The 18,573-nt window shown below is 70.9% G+C and carries 16 protein-coding genes and 1 pseudogene; 7 read left to right on the top strand and 10 right to left on the bottom strand.

The features are described from left to right. The first annotated feature begins 577 nt into the window (after window positions 1-577). Entirely contained in the window at window positions 578-1,612 is a 1,035-nt protein-coding gene (locus ACTMTI_RS41050; RefSeq protein WP_441126193.1) for a TerC family protein, read from the top strand. A gap of 202 nt (window positions 1,613-1,814) precedes the next feature. After that, the gene (locus tag ACTMTI_RS41045; protein WP_441126192.1) at window positions 1,815-3,086 is read left to right on the top strand and encodes a serine hydrolase domain-containing protein; all 1,272 of its coding nucleotides are present in this window, start codon (window positions 1,815-1,817) and stop codon (window positions 3,084-3,086) included. An 80-nt stretch (window positions 3,087-3,166) separates the two neighbouring features. Here the strand turns inward: ACTMTI_RS41045 and ACTMTI_RS41040 are convergent, their stop codons facing one another. After that, window positions 3,167-3,670: a MarR family winged helix-turn-helix transcriptional regulator gene (locus ACTMTI_RS41040; RefSeq protein WP_441126191.1), complete on the bottom strand. Its 504-nt coding sequence runs from the start codon at window positions 3,668-3,670 to the stop codon at window positions 3,167-3,169. 78 nt (window positions 3,671-3,748) lie between these two features. On the opposite strand from ACTMTI_RS41040, the gene ACTMTI_RS41035 reads away from it, so the two are divergent. The 5 genes and pseudogenes from ACTMTI_RS41035 to ACTMTI_RS41015 all read left to right on the top strand — a co-directional run bounded on the left by ACTMTI_RS41035 (window position 3,749) and on the right by ACTMTI_RS41015 (window position 8,382). Further along, window positions 3,749-4,657, top strand: coding sequence for an EamA family transporter (locus tag ACTMTI_RS41035; protein WP_441126190.1), 909 nt, complete (start codon window positions 3,749-3,751; stop codon window positions 4,655-4,657). Then, window positions 4,657-5,289, top strand: a complete 633-nt coding sequence (locus ACTMTI_RS41030; protein WP_441126189.1) for an NAD(P)-dependent oxidoreductase — start codon at window positions 4,657-4,659, stop codon at window positions 5,287-5,289. Before ACTMTI_RS41035 ends, ACTMTI_RS41030 begins: the two co-directional genes overlap by 1 nt. 150 nt (window positions 5,290-5,439) lie before the next feature. Next, a pseudogene (locus tag ACTMTI_RS41025) lies at window positions 5,440-5,721 on the top strand (ATP-binding protein); the annotation flags it as partial. A gap of 34 nt (window positions 5,722-5,755) precedes the next feature. After that, window positions 5,756-6,388, top strand: a complete 633-nt coding sequence (locus ACTMTI_RS41020) for a hypothetical protein (RefSeq protein ID WP_441126297.1) — start codon at window positions 5,756-5,758, stop codon at window positions 6,386-6,388. Continuing rightward, window positions 6,292-8,382, top strand: a complete 2,091-nt coding sequence (locus ACTMTI_RS41015) for an SMI1/KNR4 family protein (protein WP_441126290.1) — start codon at window positions 6,292-6,294, stop codon at window positions 8,380-8,382. Before ACTMTI_RS41020 ends, ACTMTI_RS41015 begins: the two co-directional genes overlap by 97 nt. Here the strand turns inward: ACTMTI_RS41015 and ACTMTI_RS41010 are convergent. The 9 genes from ACTMTI_RS41010 to iolC all read right to left on the bottom strand — a co-directional run bounded on the left by ACTMTI_RS41010 (window position 8,339) and on the right by iolC (window position 18,571). Next, complete coding sequence (locus ACTMTI_RS41010; protein WP_441126188.1) at window positions 8,339-8,704, bottom strand: DUF6082 family protein; 366 nt, start codon at window positions 8,702-8,704, stop codon at window positions 8,339-8,341. The two genes, ACTMTI_RS41015 and ACTMTI_RS41010, sit on opposite strands and share 44 nt — an antisense overlap. A 465-nt stretch (window positions 8,705-9,169) precedes the next feature. After that, entirely contained in the window at window positions 9,170-10,666 is a 1,497-nt protein-coding gene (locus tag ACTMTI_RS41005) for a CoA-acylating methylmalonate-semialdehyde dehydrogenase (protein ID WP_441126187.1), read from the bottom strand. A 2-nt stretch (window positions 10,667-10,668) separates the two neighbouring features. Further along, window positions 10,669-11,502 carry an ATP-binding cassette domain-containing protein gene (locus tag ACTMTI_RS41000; protein WP_441126186.1) on the bottom strand — a complete coding sequence of 278 codons (834 nt, stop codon included), beginning with the start codon at window positions 11,500-11,502 and terminating at the stop codon, window positions 10,669-10,671. Next, a complete protein-coding gene (locus ACTMTI_RS40995; protein WP_441126185.1) occupies window positions 11,499-12,554 on the bottom strand; it encodes an ABC transporter permease in 1,056 nt (351 codons plus the stop codon). The genes ACTMTI_RS41000 and ACTMTI_RS40995 overlap by 4 nt, the downstream gene beginning before the upstream one ends. 6 nt (window positions 12,555-12,560) lie before the next feature. Further along, window positions 12,561-13,526 (bottom strand): substrate-binding domain-containing protein, encoded by a 966-nt coding sequence (locus ACTMTI_RS40990; RefSeq protein WP_441126184.1) that lies wholly within the window; start codon window positions 13,524-13,526, stop codon window positions 12,561-12,563. A 182-nt stretch (window positions 13,527-13,708) separates the two neighbouring features. Further along, window positions 13,709-15,784 carry a 3D-(3,5/4)-trihydroxycyclohexane-1,2-dione acylhydrolase (decyclizing) gene (iolD, locus tag ACTMTI_RS40985; protein WP_441126183.1) on the bottom strand — a complete coding sequence of 692 codons (2,076 nt, stop codon included), beginning with the start codon at window positions 15,782-15,784 and terminating at the stop codon, window positions 13,709-13,711. Further along, window positions 15,781-16,701: a 5-deoxy-glucuronate isomerase gene (gene iolB, locus ACTMTI_RS40980; protein ID WP_441126182.1), complete on the bottom strand. Its 921-nt coding sequence runs from the start codon at window positions 16,699-16,701 to the stop codon at window positions 15,781-15,783. The genes iolD and iolB overlap by 4 nt, the downstream gene beginning before the upstream one ends. Further along, window positions 16,698-17,597, bottom strand: a complete 900-nt coding sequence (locus ACTMTI_RS40975) for a Cgl0159 family (beta/alpha)8-fold protein (protein WP_441126181.1) — start codon at window positions 17,595-17,597, stop codon at window positions 16,698-16,700. The genes iolB and ACTMTI_RS40975 overlap by 4 nt, the downstream gene beginning before the upstream one ends. Further along, a complete protein-coding gene (gene iolC / locus ACTMTI_RS40970) occupies window positions 17,594-18,571 on the bottom strand; it encodes a 5-dehydro-2-deoxygluconokinase (protein WP_441126180.1) in 978 nt (325 codons plus the stop codon). Before iolC ends, ACTMTI_RS40975 begins: the two co-directional genes overlap by 4 nt. Between the last annotated feature and the right edge of the window lie 2 nt (window positions 18,572-18,573).

Raw genomic sequence — 18,573 nt, 5'->3', positions numbered from 1 at the left:
ACATTTTTTTAGAAAGGGGCCATCCTGTCCCCGGAGTCGGGTGAACGTGCGGCCCTTGGGCGCCGACACAGCGGTCTTGGCCGCCTTCTGCTCGATCGCCTCGCGCCGCTCGGCCGAGATGTTCCTGGCATCCCAGCTGGGGTAGTAGCCGTTCTTGCTGCTCGGCGTCGGGAAGTTCGACGTCCGCGCCCGGCTGTGGAGCGGTGGCGGGAGGGACGACGACTTCGGCGGCCAGGCGTTTCCATGCCTGTCAAAGGGCCATGACCTGCCGGGCGCTGGTGCCGGCGGCGCTCACCTCGAGGCGAGGTGGCCGAGCGGCTGTCCGGCGATGTCCCGCAGGCCGGGCTGAGCAGCCAAGGGCCACTTAGACCACCTGCTCTGAGCAAGGGGCATGCGAGGGGGGATGTCGGGCTACCGCATTCGGTATGTATGATCGCAGGCGAAGTGGAGGGGAGTACTCCTTCGCGGCCGCGTCGTCATCACGGACCCGCCTCGGGGCCCGGTGCGGTCGGTCCGTGACCCCGCGGGCGGAGAAGACCTCCGACGGACGTGTCAACGCCAAGTCGGAGGAGCGCTCATGCCCCCACCTATGCCCGTGCCCGCCTGGCTGTGGGCGGCCACCATCGCCGCCCTGCTCGGGCTCATCCTCCTCGACCTGATCATCGTCAACAGGAAACCCCACAAGGTCACGATCGCCGAGTCGGCCCGGTGGATCACCTTCTACATCGGCTGTGCCGTCGCTTTCGGCGCAGGTGTGTGGATCTTCGGCGGCGATGACCACGCGGCCTCCTACATCACCGGCTACATCACCGAGTACACGCTGAGCGTCGACAACCTGTTCATCTTCATGCTCATCATGGCGAACTTCGCCGTGCCCGCGATCCACCAGCACCGCGTGCTGCTCATCGGGATCATGATGGCGCTGGTCATGCGCGGGATCTTCATCGGCGTGGGCGCGCAGGCCGTACAGAGCTTCAGCTGGGTGTTCTGGATCTTCGGCGGCATCCTCATCTACACCGCGTGGAAATTCGCCTTCAACAGCAAGGACGACGAGGAGTACGACCCCAACGGCGGCGTCGTACGGCTGGTGCGCAGGCTGTTCCCGGTCACCGGCGACTACCACGGCTCACGGCTGACCATCAAACAGGACGGCCGCCGCCTGCTGACCCCGATGTTCATCGTCATCATCGCCATCGGCGGCGCGGATCTGGTCTTCGCGGTCGACTCGATCCCCGCGATCTTCGGCATCACCCAGGACGCCTACCTGGTCTTCGCGGCCAACGCGTTCGCGCTGATGGGGCTGAGACAGCTGTACTTCCTGCTCGGCGGGCTGGTGGAGAAACTCGTCTACCTCACCTACGGCCTGGCGGTCATCCTCGGCTTCATCGGCGCGAAACTCGTCCTGCACGCCCTGCACGAGAACGAGCTGCCGTTCATCAACGGCGGCGAGCACGTCACCTGGGTCCCTGAGATCAACAACTGGATCTCGCTGGCCGTCATCGTCACCGTGCTCGCCGTCACGACGGTGGCCAGCCTGCTCAAGTCCAGGCGCGACACACGCCAGGCCGCCGAGCCGTCCGTGTCCGAGCCCGCCGACCAGGCGCGCAGCTGACCAGGGGGCAGGCTCGCCGACCGGCGGCGAGCCTGCCTCGGACGTACAACGGCACGCGGCGGGTGGCGTCGGTCCCCGCCGCGGCGATCACCAGATCGGGGCAGGACGGGCGGCTCGACCAGTCAAGAGGGCCATGGAAACGCCGGGGAAACGAACTGCGTGCTTGCATCCCTCGCAGATCGTTTTTCGCGAAAGGATTTCCATGGCGTTGTCGCATCCCTCACCTGACCACGACCCGTCGCGCCGTTCCGCCCTCGGGTTCCTGGGCGCAGTCCCGCTGGCGGCCGGCGGTCTGCTGGCCGCGCGAGGAACCGCCGAGGCGAACGCCGACGTCTCGTCAGGCTCTGGCCGGATTCCGAAGGACCTGCGCCCTGGAGGCAGCTTCGACCGGTACGTCAAAGAACTGGCGGACAAGGATGAGTTTTCCGGCACCGTGGTGATCGCATACCGCGGCCGCCACGTCCTGGCCCGCGCCTACGGCTGGGCGGACAAGGAAAGCAAGGTCCCGAACAAGATCGACACCGTCTACGCGCTGGCCTCGACCTCCAAGTCGTTCACCGGACTGGCTGTCGTGCAGCTCGTCCAGCAGGGCAAGCTCAAGTTCTACGACCTGGTGAGCAAGTATCTGGACGGCCTGCCGACGGGGATGGCCGAACGCATCACCGTGCATCATCTCCTTACGCACACCAGTGGTCTGGGCGACGCCCGGCGCCCCGGCGAGAAGCCGCCGCCGGAGAAGATCCACAACAGCTACGAGGAGCAGATGGCGGACTTCTGGGCGAATCTGAAGACATTCGAGCTGGAGTTCGCCCCCGGAGCGAAGAAGGCCTACAGCAGTATGGGCTACACCCTGCTCGGCGAGCTCGTGGCGAAGGTCTCCGGCAAGTCGTTCCAGGACTACGTCCGCCAGAACATTTTCCTCCCGGCCGGCATGGAGGACTCCGCCTACTACAACCGCCGCCAGTGGCTGGCCGACGAGCGCATCGCCCATCCGTACATGTATCAGAAGGACGGCACGCGGGTTGACGCCGTCCGCAACCTCGACAAGGGCTCCGTCTACGGCGACGCCGGCCAAGGCAGCAACTCGGCACGGGGATGGATGGGGACAGGCGGTGGCAACGGCTTCTCCAGCGCCCCGGACCTGGTGCGCTTCGCGGTCGCGCTGCAAGGCGGCAAGCTCACCGCCCGGCCCTACACCGAGTTGTATGTGAACGGAAAGATCTCCGCCAAGCCGCTGAGGGAGGACACCTCCGGCAGCTCCCTTCGAGGGGAGACCTTCCAGGCGTACGGGCCTGTGGCCGCCACCTACAACAACCAGCGCATCATCACCCACGGAGGTGGTGCAGGCGGCATATCGACGAGCTGGTCCGTCTACCTCGACATGGACTGGACGGCCGTCATCCTGAGCAATTACGACCTGCAGAGCATCGAGCCGATCATCGCCCTGGAACGACGCCTGATCACCGGCGCATAGCTCCCGAACGGGGAACGACGACGGCCGGATCGCCTCGCGCTGAGGCGGCGGTGTCGCCGGGGCCGGGGTTCATGCCCAGGTCACGACATGTCCGTGGCGTCGCCGAGTGACTCCAGCAGGTCGCCGAGCATGGCCGCGAGCGCGTCGCGCCGTTCCCCGCTCAGCGCGGCCAGCACGCGGTGCTCCGTCGCCAGGTGGTCGGGCAGTACGCGCTCGATCAGCGCGTACCCCTCCTCGGTGAGCGTCACGTACACGCCGCGCCCGTCCGACTCGCTCGGCGAGCGCGTCACCAGTCCGCGCGACTCCAGGCGGTCGAGCCGCTGCGTGATCGCGCCCGAGGTGACCATGGAGGCGCGCATCAGCTCGGCGGGCGTCAGGCGGTGCGGGGGATCGCTGCGGCGCAGCGTGGCCAGCACGTCGAACGAGGCGGAGTCGAGGCCGTGGGCGGCGAATGTGCGGCGCAGCTCCATGTCGATCAGCCGCGACAGCCGCGCCAGCCGCCCGATCACGGCCATCGGTGAAACGTCCAGGTCAGGGCGCTGGGCGTGCCATTGCTTCAGTACGAGGTCGACGTGATCTGCCACCTCCCCAGACTAGAGGATGTCTTAGCGGTGAGGTAAATCACCTGGCGAACTCGCTTAGCGCTGAGATACTTTGTCTTAGTGCTAAGAAACCGAACGGGAGTCGTGCTGCTGACCGCGCTGACCCCCGCCATCTGGGGAACCACTTACCTCGTCACCACCGAGCTGCTGCCGCCCGATCGGCCCTTGCTGGCCGCGGTGATCCGCGCACTGCCGGCGGGAATCGTGCTCGTCGCCATCACCCGCCGCCTGCCGCAGGGGATCTGGTGGTGGCGCGTCCTGGTGCTCGGTGCGCTCAACATCGGGGTGTTCTTCGCGTTGCTGTTCGTGGGGGCGTACCGGCTGCCCGGCGGGGTGGCGGCGACCGTCGGCGCGATCCAGCCGCTGCTGGTCGCGCTGTTGTCGGCCGGGCTGCTGCACGAGCGCCTGACCCCGCGCACGATGATCGCCGCCGTGGCCGGCGTGGCCGGGGTCGGGCTGCTCGTGCTGCGGGCCGATGCGCGGCTGGACGCCATCGGGGTGGCCGCCGCGCTGGGCGGCGCCGCCGTGATGGCCGCCGGGGTCGTGCTGAGCAAGCGGTGGCAGTCACCCGCGCCGCTGCTGGCCATGACCGGCTGGCAACTCGTGGCCGGCGGCCTGCTCCTGCTCCCCGTGGCGCTCGCCGTCGAAGGCCCGCCGCCTGCCACGCTGACCACCGCCAACGTCGCCGGGTACGCGTACCTGGCGATCATCGGCTCCGCCCTCGCCTACGCCCTGTGGTTCAGGGGCCTGCGGCTGCTGTCGGCGACCAAGGTGACCTTCCTCGGGCTGCTCAGCCCCGTGGTCGCCACCGTGCTCGGCTGGGTCGTGCTCGGCCAGCAGCTCACCGCGGCCCAGGCGCTCGGCGCGCTCGTCGTCCTGGCCGCCCTGGTGGCGGCGCAGCTCCAGCCCACCCGTACGCGGCCGGTGCCGGTGCCGGCGCCCCGCGTGCTGATCGGAAAGGAATCCTGATGCGTATCACCGTTTTCGGCGCGGCCGGAGCCGTGGGCGGCCGGGTCGTGGCCGAGGCGCTGGCGCGCGGCCACGAGGTCACCGCCGTCGTCCGCGACCCCGCCCGACTCCGTGATTCCGCCGCCCACGTGCGTACGGGCGACGCCTCGAACGTCGAGGACGTGGCCGCGCTGAGCGCCGGGCAGGACCTGGTGATCAGCGCGACCCGGCCCGTGCCCGGGTTCGAAGGCGACCTGGTCGTCACCGCCAAGGCGCTGCTGGCCGGCCTGGCCAGGACCGGCGTGCGGCTGCTGCTCGTCGGCGGCGCGGCAGGGCTCACCGTGCCGGGCACCGGCGGCCTCACCGTCGTCGAGACCCCGGACTTCCCGCCCGCGTGGCGGCCCATCGCGCTGGCGTGCAACCAGCAGCTCGCCGCCTGCCGCGCGGAGACGGCCGTCGACTGGACGTACCTGAGCCCGCCCGCGCTGCTGGAGCCCGGGGAACGTACCGGCGGCTACCGAGTCGGGGGAGAGGAGCTGCTGCTCGACGCGGCGGGCCGGTCGGCGATCTCCATGGAGGACCTCGCCGTGGCACTCCTCGACGAGGCCGAACGACCCCGGCACCGCCAGGCCAGGTTCACGGTCGCCTATTGACCGCCGGCACCACCGAAGGCGCGGGATGACCCGGCCGGCGTGGCCGGCGTCCATGCCGACGACGCCAGGACGGCGGTGTCCGCCGGGAATCCGCCAGATGACCGGCCATCCCGAGGCGGGAATATGTCGCAGGGTCAATAAGATCGTCCCGTGCTGTGCGGGCGTGGTGCTGAAACCGATCAGTCGGAGCGTTTGCTCGCGGAGGCCAGGGACGGCCGCAGCGGCGTGCTGGTGCTCCGCGGCGAGGCGGGGATCGGCAAGTCGGCGCTCCTCGAGCATGCGGCGCGGACGGCTCGCGCGGCCGGAGGAATACGGATCCTGCGCTGCGTGGGCATCGAAGGCGAGACCGAGTTGGCGTTCGCCGCGCTCCACCTGCTGCTGCGCCCCGGGCTCGACCACCTCGACCGGCTCCCGGCCCCGCAGGCGATTCGAACAGGGCTCGCCACGGGTCGCGCACGGCATCCTCATGACCGCCGCCGCCCCCGTGTCGGCAGCGGACCCCGACCGGGCCGCGTCCATGCTGCTCGAGGCCGTACGCGATGCCTGGTTCGCCGGTGCGCCGGAGCTGGCCCGGCAGGCCGTCGAGAGCCTCCACGACCTGCGGCCGCCACCCGGCCACCCGCTCCACCCGGTCATCGGAGCGATGACCGGGCTGGCGGCCCTGCTCGCGGGAGACGCCGCCCGCGGTCTCGTACTCATCCACGCGGTACTCGCCGGCGCCGGGCGCGCCGAGACGGCAGCGCCTGGAGAACGGCTCATCGTCGCGTCGATGGCTTTCATGGTGGGCGACGACGAGGCATCCATGGACCTGGCCGCCTCCCTGGTCGACGACTGCCGGGCCCAGGGGATGATCGGCCGGCTGTCGCCGGTGACACCGGTCAGCATCACCGGGTCGATCACCTGCAGGGCATACTCGCCTGGCTCGCCGCGGTCTCCGGCGACGACGCGACGTGCCGGGAGCTCGCCGAACGTGTCCGCACCCACGCGACCGACCACGGCAACGTGTCCAGCCTGGCCTGGGGAGTCTGGGCGCAAGGCCTGCTCGACCTCGGACAGGGCCGGATGGAGGCGGCCCTGGACCAGTTGGAGGCCGGCATGACCGGCACCGTGCGCCACCAGCTCACGACGACCCTGTTCATGCCCGACCTCGTCGAGGCCGCGGTCCGGTGCTACCAGCCCGAACGGGCCAGGGCCCCGCTGGCCAGGTTCGGCCAGTGGGCCACGGCCACCGGGCGGCCCTGGGCGCGCGCGGTCGCCCTGCGCTGCAGGGCGCTGACCGCCGTGCGCGAGGAGGAGACGGAAAGCCACTACGTAGAGGCCATACGCCTCCATCTGAACGGTGGACGGCCTTTCGAGCAGGCCCGCACCAGGCTCGCCTTCGGCGAATGGCAACGCAGGCGCCGACGTGAGGCCGACGCGAGGATCCATCTCAGGCAGGCGCTGGAGACGTTCGAACGAGCGGGCGCCGAACCGTGGGCGACCCGCGCTCGTGCCGAACTGCGCGCCACGGGGGACGCGACCGCTGCCGTCCAAGGGATGGGGGCGGTGGGCCTGCTGACTCCGCAGGAGCTGCAGATCGTACGGCTCGCCGCGCGGGGCGCCACCAACCGCGACATCGGCGCGCAGTCGACCCAATCAGATGACGGTCGTTGCGCCCATGCGAATAACCTTGTTCACCTTCACCACGATCACCGGAACTACCGGAGGCCACCGTTGCCCTCGATTCATGACTTCGTGACCTGGGAGCCGCTGCTGAGGCTCCTTCGGGCGGGCAACGTGAAGAGTCTTGCCGCCCCGGGCGGCCATGTAGCGGGGCGAATCGACCGCCACGGGTGGAGTCTGCCACTGCCGCCGCGTTTCCCGCGGCCCGGCCGAGCCCTCCAGGTTGAGGACATGCAGGACGAGGTCGACGCGGTGGAGCGGGTGCAGAGCGCACTCGCGGACGTCGGCGCCGACGGCATCTCGTTCGCGGCGGAGATCGGGCCGACCGGGCGGACCATGCTCTACCTGCTCACTCCCAGCCCCGCAGTAGAGGCCGGCATCGGGCCGCACCCGGGTTCGCTCATCCTGGTCCAGGGTTCCGTCCCGGAGCCCTGGCGCCGCTCTCCCGATCCGGTGCCTGGGGTGGCGACGGCCCCGTCGGTGGATCTGGCGTTGCTGGAGCGGACGCTCCGCGAGCGAATCCCGGGCGCTACCGGCGCCACCGAGGCGGAGATCGCCGCCGCGGAAGCGCGCCTCGGCGTTGCGTTGCCCGACGAGCTCAAGGTGCTCTACCGGGTGACGCGGGGGCGGTGGCAGGACTGGGGCGACGACTACGCGGCAGCGGAGCGCGTCTTCGAAGCGGTCGGCTGCGAGCTCTTCCCACTGGATGGCCTGTACATCGCCGACGCGCCGTCCCGTCCCTGCCCGTGGCGGTTCGCGGCGACGGCCGCGGCCGTCACCCCACCCGACGCTGCGGTGCAAGGGCTGGTCGGCTCACCCGGCTGGATCGCCTTCGGTGACAACGGCGGCGGCGACCGGATCGCGGTCGACCTCACCCCAGGCCCGCGCGGACACGTGGGGCAGCTCATCATGCTGGACCACGAGCAGAACATCGGCGCCGCCCTGCTCGCCGACTCCCTCACCGACCTGGTGGTAAACCGGCGCAGGGACTGGCACTCCGGCCGTCCCGGCGACGAGCCGCCGGTCGTGGCCAGGGTCAACATCCGGGGTTTGACAAGCGTCCAGGCTGCCGCCCACCCTGCGCTGGAGGTCCTGCGCATCGGCGTCTGGGATGGTGAGCCTCTCAGCCTCGCCCCCGCCACCGGGCTGCCCCGCCTGCGGACCCTCACCGCCTACCCAGGTACGCTCGCCGACCCGCTGGAGATCACCAAGTTGACCGGACTGGAGTTCCTGGAGCTCGGGCCGGAGGAGTGGCGCGTCCTCCTCGACGCCGGAGCCGTCCCGCGCGGTCTGTCGGCTGCCGCCATCGACGTGCAGGGCAATCGGCACCCACTCCCGATCGTGGCCATCGCCAACGAACTCCTCGCCCTCTGGGGCCGCCCCCCGATCACCCGGACCATCCTCCAGGGCCACCTCGGCCCCATTGCGTAGTCAGCGGTGGCGGCGCGGCGGATCCGACGGCGCGCGCCTGGCCGCCGGGGATGTGCAGGCCTTCCTGATCAGGCCCGGCCGCCGCACCTCTTGCCGAGGAGCACCCCGGCCCCGACGGCGACGACCGCCGCCCCATTGTCTCGGCTCCCTCCTCCGTGCCATCCCACTTCGCGCCGTTCAGCTGCATGAGGGACGGGTCCTCTATCACGAAACGGATCATCTCGACATGGAGCATCCGCACGGCGGTCTCCGACGCGATCCGCGCCGTCCGCGCCTGGAAGGTCACCGAAACGGCCAGCACCAGGAGTGATGCCGCGGCCATGGCCCCGCCCTTCCCGAAGGGTGCCCACCCTCGGTTACATCCACTTCGACCACGACCGCATTACAGCGTGCCGCGCGGAATTGGGGCATGACCAATCCGGCAGGAGTGAGGGCTTGGTGGGGGCGACGCCCAGCACGCGCTGCGCGACGGGAAGGGCCGTCTGCGGCGTCGACCGGCTGCGGCACCGCGATCCCGGGCAGGGACCCGCGGGCGGCGGGAAACCGGCGTGAACGTCGCCCATGGCTTGGACAGTCCGGCCACGCCACCCGGTTCCATCCGAAGCCGAACCGGCCGGGCCGCTTTTCCGGCCCGCGGTCCGCCACGCCGCCCTCCAGGTCGTCCCGGTGGCCATCCGCGCGGCGGCTCGCGACGTCCAGCCTCGGCGCGGACCCGGTCGCCGGCCCAACGTGTCGGCCGGTTCGGTGGTGGCCTGGTGTTGCCGGCCGAGGGTGCGGCGCTTGACCGTCAGTCGTTCTGCGGGAAGCCGAGGTTGAGCCCGCCGTGGCTCGGGTCGAGCCAGCGGGAGGTGACGACCTTGCCGCGGGTGAAGAAGTGCACACCCTCGGTGCCGTGGGCGTGGGTGTCGCCGAACAGGCTGTTCTTCCAGCCGCCGAAGGAGTAGTACGACACCGGCACCGGGATCGGCACGTTGATGCCCACCATGCCGACCTCCACCTCGTTCTGGAAACGCCGCGCCGCGCCGCCGTCGTTGGTGAAGATGGCCGTGCCGTTGCCGTAGGGGTTGGCGTTGATGAGGTCGAGGCCCTCGTCGTAGGAGTTCACGCGGACGACGGACAGCACCGGGCCGAAGATCTCGTCGCGGTAGATGGACATGTCGCGGGTGACGTGGTCGAACAGGGTGGGGCCGAGCCAGAAGCCGTCCTCGCCGCCGTCGAAGTCCCCGTCGCGGCCGTCGACGACGAGGGTCGCGCCGGCGGCGAGTCCCTCCTCGACGTAGCCGGCCACCTTGTCGCGGTGCTGGCGGGTGACGAGCGGGCCCATGTCGCAGCCGCGGGTGCCGTCACCGGTACGCAGCTTGCGCATGCGGTCCTTGATCTTCTCGACGAGCTCGTCGGCGATGGTGTCGACCGCGACGAGCGCCGAGATCGCCATGCAGCGCTCGCCGGCCGAGCCGAAGCCGGCATTGACGGCGGCGTCGGCGGTGAGGTCGAGGTCGGCGTCGGGCAGGACGAGCATGTGGTTCTTGGCGCCGCCGAGCGCCTGGACGCGCTTGCCGTGGGCGGTGCCGGTCTCGTAGACGTACCTGGCGATCGGGGTGGAGCCGACGAACGAGACGGCCCGCACGTCAGGGTGAGTGAGCAGCGCGTCCACGGCCTCCTTGTCGCCGTGCACGACGTTCATGATCCCGTCGGGCAGGCCGGCCTCGGTCCACAGGCGGGCCACGGCGAGGGCCGCCGAGGGGTCCTTCTCGCTGGGCTTGAGGATCACGGCGTTGCCACAGGCGATGGCGACCGGGATGAACCACAGCGGGACCATGGCGGGGAAGTTGAACGGCGAGATCACGGCCACGACGCCGAGCGGCTGCCGGATGGAGTAGACGTCGACCTTGGTGGAGGCGTTCTCGCTGAACCCGCCTTTGAGCAGGTGCGGGATGCCGCAGGCGAACTCGGCGACCTCCAGTCCCCGGGTGACCTCGCCGAGCGCGTCGTCCAGGACCTTGCCGTGCTCGGCGGTGATCAGGGCGGCGATCTCGTGCTTGCGCGCGTTCAGCAGCTCGCGGAAGGCGAACAGCACCTGGGCGCGCTTGGCCAGGGAGGCGCCGGCCCAGCCGGGCCAGGCCGCCCTCGCCGTCGCGACGGCTTCGCCGACGAGCCCGGCGGAGGCGAAGTCGACGTGACCGGTGACGGCGCCGGACGCGGGATTGGAGACGTCGCCGGTGCGCTCGGAGGTTCCCTCCCAGGTGCGGCCCCCGATGAGGTGGGTGATGCGGGTGGTCGGCATGCTCATGGTCCTTCCGGGTCGGCGACCTTGCCGGGCTCGGCTCCGCGCAGCTCGTGGCTGAGCTCCTGCAGCTCCTGGCCGCCGGCCATCTCCGCGGTCAGCTGCTCCAGGGACAGCTCGTCGCGGCGCGCGTCGAGGACGATCCGGCCCAGCTTGAGGATCACGAAGTGGTTGCCGACGAGGTAGGCGTGGTGCGGGTTGTGCGTGATGAAGATGACGCCGAGGCCGGCGTCGCGGGCCTTGACGACGTACTTCAGGACGACGCCGGACTGCTTGACGCCGAGGGCGGCGGTCGGCTCGTCGAGGATGATCACCTTGGCTCCGAAATAGATGGCCCGGGCGATGGCGATGCACTGGCGCTGACCGCCGGAGAGCCCGCCGACCGGCCGGTCCAGATCGGGGATGTTCACCCCCATCTTGGCCAGCTCGTCATGGCAGATCTGCTTCATGCGGTCGATGTCGAGGAGGCGCAGGAGCCCTGTGCGGATCTCGTTGCCGAGGAAGAAGTTCCGCCACACCGACATCAGGGGAGCGAGCGCGAGGTCCTGGTAGACCGTGGCGATCCCGCTGGCCTGCGCCTCGCGCGGCGAGCCGAACCGGCAGGAGGCGCCGTTGAGCTTCATGACGCCGTCGCTGTGGTCGTGCAGGCCGGAGAGGATTTTGATCAGCGTGGACTTGCCCGCGCCGTTGTCGCCGAGCACGCAGGTGACCTCGCCCTGGCGGACGCTCAGGCTGACCCCGCGCAGCGCGTGTACGTTGCCGTAACTCTTGCCGACGTCGTCGAGCTCGAGGATGGGAGCGGCGGTGCGCGGCTGTCCGCTCGTCACGGCGCTCATCGAAGATCCGCCTTCCTCTTGACGTACACGTTCACGATGGTCGCCAGCAGCAGCATCACGCCGAGGAAGGCCTTGAACCAGTCGGGGTTCCACCCGGCGTAGTTGATGCCCAGCTGGGTCATTCCGAAGATCAGCGCGCCGATCGAGGCGCCGACCACCGAGCCGTAGCCGCCGGTGAGCAGGCAGCCGCCGATCACCGCGGCGATGATGAAGATGAACTCCTTGCCGACGCCCTCGCCCGACTGGACCGTGTTGAACTGGAACAGCAGGTGCATGCCGGACAGCCAGGCGCAGAAACCCACGGCCATGAACAGGCCGATCTTGGTCGCCCGGACGGGGACGCCGATCGCGCGGGCCGCCGGAGCGTCCCCGCCGACGGCGAAGATCCAGTTGCCGGCCTGCCTGCGCAGCAGGATGTGAGCCGCGATGACGGTCAGCACGATCCAGTAGAGCACCGTGACCTTCAGCGTGACCGGGCCGAGCACGATCTCGGAGCCGAACACCTTCTGCGCGCTGGTGAAGCCGTCCATATCCGAGATGTCCGCCGTGGCGACGTTGCCGGTGAGCAGCCGCGTGACGCCGAGGTTGACGCCCTGGAGGACGAAGAAGGTGCCCAAGGTGACGAGGAAGCTCGGCAGGCCTGTCTTGAACAGCAGCCAGCCGTTGAACGCGCCGACGGCCACGGACAGCCCCAGCGCCAGGACGACGCCCACCCAGACGTTGAGGCCGAAGTTCCAGGCGATCAGCGACGCGGAGAGCCCGGAGGTCGTCACCGCGACGCCCGCGGACAGGTCGAACTCGCCGCCGATCATGAGCAGCGCCACCGGGACGGCCATGATGCCGATGGCCGAGGCGCCGTAGAGAATCGTGCCGATGTTGGCGACGTTGCGGAAGGGCACCGCCACCACCATGAAGAGCGCGAAGATCACGATCGCGCCGACGAGCGACCCGATCTCGGGCCGGCTCAGCAGCCGTGCCGCGAGCGGGCGGCCGGCGACCCGGTCGTCCCGGGCCGCCTCCGCCGTGCCCGGCTCAGTAGCCGCAGCAGTCATGTCGGCTCACCTCGTGCCCTTGCCGGCGAACTGCTCGACCGCGGCGACATTCGTCTTGTCGATGAACGCGGGACCGGTCAGGGTCGCCTGGCCGCCGCCGATGGTGTTGCCGTTGTTCTTGTAGAGCCACAGGCTGTCGACCGCGAGGTAGCCCTGGAGGTAGGGCTGCTGGTCGACCGCCCACTCCACCTGGCCGTTCTTGATGGCGGTCACGAGGTCCTTGTTGGTGTCGAAGGTGACGACCTTGGCCGAGCTGCTGGCGTCCTTGATGGACTTGAGGGCGGTCAGCGCGAACGGCGCCCCGAGGGTCAGCACGCGGTCGATGCCGGAGTCCTGCTGGAGCTTGGCGGTGATGGCCGCCTGCACGCTCGGCATGTCGGTGCCGGTGACGTAGATCTTCTCCGTGTCGGGGAAGGCCGACTTGGCGCCGTCGCACCGGGCCTCGAGGCCGACGTGGCCCTGCTCCTGGATGACGCAGAGCGCCTTCTTCGCGCCGTCGTCCTTCAGCCGCTGGCCGGCCGCCTCACCGGCGATCTTCTCGTCCTGGCCGAAGTAGCCGGCGACGCCCATGCTCTTCCAGCTGTCGATGCCGCCGTTGAGCGCGACAACCGGGATGCCGCCCTTGACGGCCTTCTCCACATTGGCCTTCATGGCGTCGGGCTTGGCCAGGGTGACCGCGATGCCGTCGACCTTCTTGTCGATGGCCGACTGGACGAGGTTGGCCTGGTTCGCCCCGTCTGGGTCGGACTGGTACTGCAGGTCGATATTGCCCTTCGCGGCCGCCGCCTCGGCACCCTTGCGCACCAGGTCCCAGAACGTGTCGCCGGGGGCCGCATGAGTGATGAAGGCGACCGTCATCGTCGGCGCGCCGCCGGCGGGGACGGCCGCGGCCGCTTCACCGGTGGTCTGCTTGCCTCCGCTGGAGCTGCACGCCGTCAACGCCAGCGCCGCCACGGCGCTGGTTATCAGCACGGCGATTCTTGATGTACGGGCCACGGTACTCTGCCTTTCGTCATCCGCCGCCATGGGGCGGACAGGGGGTGGTTGGTGCTGTTCGGTGTCTTGTGCGCCGGTCCCTCGCGAACCGGCGGCCCTGTCCCCGCACCCCCCAGTGCGGGAGCGTCAGTGCGGCAGACCGCGGATGGGCGGCCGGCTCATGCTTCGCTGCGGTCGGGCGGGGCCACGAGCGGGCGCTGCGCGGCCTTGCGGGCGGTGTAGGCGTCGTAGGCGCGGCGGGTGGTGCCGAGGTCGCTGACCTGGCTGACGGGGACGTCCCACCAGGAGTCGCTGTCCGGGGCGTGCACCATCGGGTCGGTCTCCACGTGGATGACGACCGGGCCCCCGTCCGCCGGGGCGGCCTTGGCGTCCTTGATCGCCTGCTCGAGCTCCTTGCGGTCGCGTACCTCGATCACGGTGGCGCCGAGGCTGCGGGCGTTGACGGCCAGATCGATCGGCAGCCGGTCGCCGTCCAGGCGGCCGGTGGCCTCGTTGCGGAAGCGGTAGCTGGTGCCGAATCGCTGGGATCCGAGCGCTTCGGAGAGCGAGCCGATGGAGTGGAAGCCGTGGTTCTGGACCAGCACGACGATGATCTTGACGCGTTCCTGGACGGCGGTGACCAGCTCGGTCGGCATCATCAGGTAGGAGCCGTCGCCCACCATGACGAAGACGTCCCGGCCCGGGTCGGCCAGCCGTACGCCGATGCCGCCGGGGATCTCGTAGCCCATGCAGGAGTAGCCGTACTCGACGTGGTAGGCCTTGCGGTCGCGGACCCGCCACAGTTTGTGCAGGTCGCCCGGCATGGAGCCGGCCGCGCACACCACCACGTCGGCGGGATCGGACAGCTCGTTGACGCAGCCGAGCACGGTGCCCTGGGTGAGCACGCCGTCGGCGAGCGCGTCGGTGACCTCCGCGGGCGGGTTGTAGGCGGCCTCGACCTGGGCGTCCCACTCGCTCCACAGGGCGGCCTGGCGCTCGCGGTAGGCCGGGTCGACGGTGTGGCCGTCCAGCGCGGCGGTGAGCGCGGCCAGCGCCTCGCGGGCATCGGCCACGACGGACAGGCCCGCCAGCTTGCCGGCGTCGAAGCGGGCCACGTTGATGTTGACGAAGCGAACGCCCCGGTCCTGGAAGGCGGTGCGCGAAGCGGTGGTGAAATCGCCATAGCGGGTGCCGATCCCGATGACGAGGTCGGCCTCCCTGGCCAGCGCGTTGGCGGCGGTGGTGCCCGTCGAGCCGACGGCGCCCATCGCCTGCGGGTGGCCGTGCGGCAGCGCACCCTTGCCGGCCTGGCTCTCGCCAGCCGGGATGCCGGTCGCCTCGCAGAACGCGCGCAGCGCCTCCTCGGCCCCGGAGTAGTGCACACCGCCGCCCGCCACGACGAACGGCCGCCGGGCCGCCGAGATGAGCGCCGCGGCCTCCTCGACGTCGGCGGCCTCCGGCAAGGGCCGGCCCACCCGCCAGACCCGCCGGTCGAAGAGCTCCACCGGCCAGTCGAACGCCTCGGCCTGCACGTCCTGCGGCAGCGCGATCGTCACCGCGCCCGTCTCCACCGGGTCGGTCAGCACCCGCATGGCGGCCAGCAGCGCCGAGGGCAGCTGCTCGGGCCGAGTGACCCGGTCGAAGAAGCGCGACAGCGGGCGGAAGGCGTCGTTGACGGTGACGTCCGCGGCGTACGGCACCTCCAGCTCCTGCAGCACCGGCCCGGCCACCCGCGTCGCGAACGTGCCCGAGGGCAGCAGCAGCACCGGGAGCCGGTTGACGGTGGCCAGCGCCGCCCCGGTGAGCATGTTGGTCGAGCCCGGCCCGACCGAGGCCGTGCAGGCCCACGTCTGGAGGCGGTCCTTCTGCCGCGCATAGGCCACGGCCGTGTGCACCATCGCCTGCTCGTTGCGGGCCAGCACGTACGGCAGGCGGTCCGGCGCCCCGGCGAGCTCGTCCTGCAGCAGCGCCTGGCCCAGTCCCGCGACGTTGCCGTGCCCGAAGATCCCGAAACATCCGGCGAACAGCTTGTGCCGCCGGCCGTCGCGCTCGCTCCATTGGGCGGCCAGGAAACGCACGACCGCCTGCCCCACGGTCAGGCGCACCGTGCCGGATGTCGCCGAGTCGGCGAGCGTGCCGGATGTCGCCGGGTCCGCGAGCGTGTCTGACGTCGCCGGGTCCGCGAGCGTGTCTGACGTCGCCGGGTCCGCGAGCGTGTCTGACGTCGCCGGGTCCGCGACCTTACTCGAGGTCATCGGGGTCCTCCCATCGGCAGTCGGGGATCGACGTCCTGCCCGGCCCACGCCTGGCGCACCCAACTGTGGGCGGGGTCGTCGCAGATCAGCCAGGCCCGCCTCGCGCCGGGACCGGCCATCACGTTGAGGTAGTAGAGGTCGTAGCCGGGCGGCGCCATCGCCGGACCGTGCCATCCGTGCGGCACCAGCACGACGTCTCCGGTGCGGACCTCGGCGAGCACGTCGATGGGGCGCTCCGCCGTGCCGTACACGCGCTGGTAACCGACGGGATCCGCGCCGTCCGGGGCGCCCGGCTCGGCCCGTACCTCGAAGTAGTAGATCTCCTCCAGTTCGGTCTCCACGCCGTCGCGCTCCTCGTCGTGCTTGTGCGGCGGATAGGAGCTCCAGTTGCCCGCGGGCGTGATCACCTCGCACGCGATGATCGAGTCGGCGTCGAGCACCTGCGGAACCCCGAAGTTGCGCACCTCGCGCGACGCCGTGCCGGCGCCGCGGAGCTCGACGGGGACGTCGGCCGCGGCCACGTGCCGGAACGGCGGCGGCTCGGCCCGCTTGGTCGCCTTCGCACCGCACAGGGCGACCGTCGCCGGGCCCTCGGCGCCGTTGCCGACCGAAACGCTCGCGCCCCTCGGGACGTAGGCGACATCGGTGGGGCCGGCGAACACGCTCTCGCGTCCGGCGAGCCGGGCCTTGTGGTGCCCTCCGGCGTGGTCGACGGCCGTGACCTCCACACCGCCCCGCAGCGGCACCACGATGACCTCGCCGTCCCCGGTGCCGAGATCCACCTGCCCGCCCGGTGCCAGCGTGACCACGCGCAGGCTCGTGTGGGCCCATCCGGGCACGGCGTCGGTGATCGACACCTGGAAGGCGCCTTCGGCGGCCGTGCCGTACGGCTTGACCCAGCGCTCGTTGTCGTTCATGACGCGTCTCCGTGCACGAGCGTCGAGGCGATGTCCACCGCCGCGGCCACATCGCCGTCCGGCGGGTACAGCAGGGCCCGCCCGACGACCAGCCCCCGTACGGCGGGCAGGCTGAGGGCCCGGCCCCACGCGGCGTAGGTCTCGTCCGGGTGGGCGATGGGGTCGCCGCCCAGCAGCAGCGTCGGCAGCGTCGTGGCGTCCATGACGCGCTCCAGCTCCTCGACCACGGGGAGCTTCAGCCAGGTGTGCTGGCTGGTGGCGCCCAGCCCGGCGGCGATGTGGATGGAGGTGATGGTCGAGTCGGGATCGAGCAGGTTGCGCACCCGGCCCTCGTGGCGGACCGACAGGAACGGCTCCACCATCGCCATGACGCCGTGCGCCGCCAGCTCGGTGACCGCCCGGCCGCTCGCCTCCAGCGTGGCCACCGTGCCGGGATCGTCCAGGCAGATCCGGGTGAGCATCTTGCCGCCCTCCAGACCACGGGCGGCGATCTCCCGAGGGGTGTAGGCGGTGAAGCGGTCGTCCAGTTCGAAGACCGCGCCCTGCAGGCCGCCCCGGTTCATCGACCCGATCGCGATCTTGTCCTCCAGCACCCCCATCAGCAGCAGGTCGTCCAGGATGTCGGGAGTGCCGAGCACGCCGTCCACGCCGGGGCGCGACAGCGCCGTCGCCAGCCGCTCCAGCAGGTTGCTGCGCGAGGCCATCGCGCGGTGGTCGGAGCGCACGCCGAGCGCGCCGCGGGCCGGGTGGTCGGCGGCCACGATCAGCAGCCTGCCGTCCACGCCCACCAGATCGCGCCGCTTGCGGGTGGCCCAGCCTCCGGCGATCCGCTGCGGCTCGCGTACCCGGAGCTCCGTCAGCTCGGTCACCTTCGGGCGGCTCCACGTCTGCGTCATCCTTCCCCCTCCTGACGGGACTCCGGTGCCGTCCCCGGCCCGCTCAGCAGGGTCTCGACCTCGGCCTGCGTGGGCATGGCGCTGGAGCATTCGAGCCGGCCGGCGACGATGGCGCCCGCCACGTTCGCGAACCGCAGGATGCGGGTCAGCTCCCAGCCACTGAGCAGGCCGTGGACGAGGGCGCCGCCGAAGGCGTCCCCGGCGCCGAGGCCGTTGACCACCGTCACGGGAAAGGGCGGCACCTCGACGCGCTCGCCGGCGGTCGCCGCGAGCACCCCCTTGGGTCCCTGCTTCACGATCGCGAGCTCCACGCCCCGCTCCAGCAGGGCGTCCGCGGCCCGCTGCGGGTCGCTCTCGCCGACGGCGACCTCGCACTCCTCCCGGTTGCCGACCGCGACCGTGACGTGCTCGAGGGCCTTGCCCACCTGCGCGCCCGCCTCACCGGGGTCGGGCCAGAACATGGGCCGGTAGTCGAGATCGAGTACGGTGTGCGCGCGGCGGCCGCGGGCCTGCCAGGCGGCGAAGTGCGCCGAGCGCGACGGCTCCTGCGACAGCCCCGTGACGGTGGCCCAGAAGACCCCGGCCTCGCGGACGGCGTCGAACGGGATCTCGTCCGCCTCGATCATCAGGTCGGGGGCGATCGGATACCGGTAGAAGTACAGCGGGAAATCGTCCGGAGGGAAGATCTCGCAGAAGGTCACCGGCGTCGGCGGGCCGTCGACCTCGCCGGCGAAGGCGTCGTCGACGCCGAAGCCGCGCAGCGCCCGGCGGACGAAACGCCCGAACGGATCGCGGCCGGTGCGCGTGATGATCGCGGAGTGGCGGCCGTACCGGGCCGCGGCCACCGCGACGTTGGTCGCGCTGCCGCCCAGGAACTTGCCGAACCGCTCCACGTCCTCCAGGCCGACGCCGTGATCGAGCGGGTAGAGGTCCACCCCGCACCGGCCCATGGCCACCAGCTCATATGCCGGCATCG

This window comes from Nonomuraea sp. H19, assembly GCF_052068215.1.
Classification (GTDB): domain Bacteria; phylum Actinomycetota; class Actinomycetes; order Streptosporangiales; family Streptosporangiaceae; genus Nonomuraea.
Note: the sequence above shows the minus strand (reverse complement) of the source record. Positions and strands in the feature narration are given on the sequence as shown.